Source organism: Candidatus Hydrogenedentota bacterium, from assembly GCA_019695095.1.
GTDB lineage: Bacteria > Hydrogenedentota > Hydrogenedentia > Hydrogenedentales > SLHB01 > JAIBAQ01.
In genome coordinates, this window is sequence record JAIBAQ010000382.1 from 1 (window position 1) to 2,803 (window position 2,803).

The window sequence follows — 2,803 nt, forward strand, 5'->3', positions numbered from 1 at the left end:
AATGCATACCTTGAGTTCGTCCGTCAGCAGGCGGACGCGCGCATAGCGGCGCATCCTGCCGTGTCGGGGATGGATGAGTGGACCGCGCGGCGTTCCGGGATTCGCGCGGCACTCACACGCGCATGGGGCGCTTGGCCCGAGCCTCCACCTCTTGAACCGCGCATCCTTGGTTCGTTCGATCGCGACGGCTATCGCGTTGAGAAATTGGTCTTCCAGACCCTGCCCGGCGTGTGGATGACTGCCAACGCATACGTTCCGGCGCGGCCCGGCCCCATGCCCGCCATTCTCCAGGTACACGGACACTGGCCAGGCGCGAAACAAGACCCCGTGGTGCAGGCCCGGTGTATTGGCGCGGCGCGCCAGGGGTATTTCGTGTTGTCAGTCGATGCATTCGGCGCGGGCGAGCGCGCCATTGGCACGGCGCTCGGCGAGTATCACGGAGAGATGACGGCCGCCACATTGTTTCCCGTGGGTCTGCCGTTATCCGGCCTGCAGGTCTATGAAAATGGGCGCGCGCTCGACTACTTGGCTACGCGGAGGGAGGTAGACCCCGCCCACATCGGCATTACCGGCGCGAGCGGCGGCGGAAATCAAACCATGTACGCAGCCGCGTGGGATGAGCGGTTTCGCGCGGCGGCGCCGGTCTGTTCGGTGGGCAACTACCGCGCATACCTCGGCGCGGCGTGCTGTATGTGCGAGGTGGTGCCGGGTATCTTGAACACAACGGAAGAAGGTGGCGTGCTCGGACTGATTGCCCCGCGCGGTTTGCTCGTCATCAGTGCCACACGCGATGCAGTGCAGTTCTCCGTCGAAGAAGCACATAAGTCGATCGCCTACGCCGAACCCGTCTTTAAACTGTATGACGCGGCAGATCACCTGCGTCACACGACATTCGATTCAGGCCACGACTACAGTCAGCCCATGCGCGAAGCAATGTACGGATGGATGGCTCGGTTCCTGAACGGCTCGGGCGACGGTTCTCCCCTGCCGGAGCCCCCCACCGAAACGGAACCACCGGAAAGTCTCCGTTGTTTTCCCGGCGACTCGCGACCGGCCGATTGGGTAACGCTTCCACAGTTCGCCGCACGCGAAGCGCGACGCCTCCTTACGCAAAAGAACGCGCCGGAGGCTATCTATGCGCTGCGCCGAGACCGCGCAGCGATAGGTCAACGATTGATGAACGATGTGCTCGGCGGCTTTCCGCCAGGGTGCGCTCTCGATGCGCGTATCGAACCTGCGACAGGCGATACATCGCACACCCTGCGCTTCCGCTCCGAGCCCGGCATCGATCTCGCCGCGTACGGTGCGTCATTCACGTCTTCACGGATTGCGCTCGTCCTGAACCTGGAAGGAAGCGAGGCCGCGACCAAGAGCGACGAGGCAACGGCATTGCGCAACGCAGGATGGGAAGTCGTCACCATCGATCTCCGCGCGACCGGCGCACTGGCGTATTCAAACGATGCAATCGGCGGCGCGCCGGATCACAACACAGCGGAATGGGCGTTGTGGCTCGGCCGGCCATTGCTCGGACAATGGACCTATGACGTGCGGCGCGCCATCGATGCGCTGACAGAGACCACCGGGAACGCGCCTGCCCAATTGGCTGTAGTCGGATTGGGACCGGCGGGCATGGTGGCCTTGTGCGCGGCGGCGCTGGATACGCGCATCACGTCCGTGGCGGCCGTGAACACGCTCGCGAGTTTCGTTACGGAAATGCCCTACCGCAATCAGCGGCTCGGTATTCTCGCTCCCGGGATCATCCCCGCCGTTGGAGATGTCGCTCATCTCGTGGCCCTGATTGCGCCCCGACGTGTCGTCATCGCCGGAGGGGTTCGTGGCGACGGTTCGCCGCTCGATGCGGCCACGCTGAGAGCAACGTACGCGACGCCAACCACAGTATGGCGCGACCTGGGTCTACCGGCGGAACTGGTCCTTCTGGAACAACCCGATGGCGCGGCGATAGCCTCGGCGCTCGGCTGACCTCCCCGCCTGATCATGCCGCAAAGCAGGTGCCCTGCCGGACTGGACTTTACTTCGAGACGGTAGAGTCGAAACCAGCGACAAGCTTCTCTGTCGCTTTGATCAGACGTGGCAGCGTCTTGTTCCCCAAGTCGATGAGATTTCCCCCGCGCATGAAGATCAAGCTGTTTGTTGCGATGATCACTTGAACATGCCGCGACATCTTGAGCAGTCCCTCGTGAATGAGGACACACCTTTCGTGATCCTGCCCGGTTTCAGGACTATCGATAAGCACAGCGATCTCGGAAGCCTGGTACTGGTTGCCCAAGGAATCCAGCACGCCCTGCCCGTGGGACCTGAACATGGATCGGATTGCCTGAACCATCTTCTCGCGAGTGGCGAAAGAACCGCCCGACAACGGATTCAACGTTTCGGTCGTTATGTACTTGATGCCTCCATCGGGACCGGCCTTATCGGCTTTGCACATCGGGCATGAGGCGATTGCGTCCAGCGTCGTTGACTTGCCTGCTCCATTCGGCCCGATGAGAACATTGTAACCGGGTTCGAATTGAAGGCGGGGGTTGTCCAGGTCAAGGGTACGGATCTTGCTGGAATGGTTGATACACATGCGAATCGACCGAATCATGCCTTTATCCTCATCGTATATACCGCACTATCGCGCGTCATGCCCCCGGAGCACAGAGTCCCCGCACCACAACCGCCAAATATGCACACCCTCACTACCGTCGAGCTACTGCTGCCAATTCTCCAAGTCATGCCCCACCGTGACCAGGGAGCATTTCTGTCTTGACCGCCATTCGGTAGCGTGACTTGGGAAAGGGCT

At 61.7% G+C, this 2,803-nt stretch carries 2 protein-coding genes; one reads left to right on the top strand and one right to left on the bottom strand.

Annotated features, from left to right (window positions below; translation table 11 throughout):
- Positions 1–1,980: acetylxylan esterase (locus K1Y02_26660; protein ID MBX7259965.1), on the top strand; the 1,980-nt coding region annotated here is incomplete at its 5' end.
- A gap of 49 nt (positions 1,981–2,029) precedes the next feature.
- Here K1Y02_26660 and K1Y02_26665 read toward each other — a convergent pair.
- Entirely contained in the window at positions 2,030–2,605 is a 576-nt protein-coding gene (locus tag K1Y02_26665; protein ID MBX7259966.1) for an AAA family ATPase, read from the bottom strand.
- Positions 2,606–2,803: the final 198 nt, after the last annotated feature.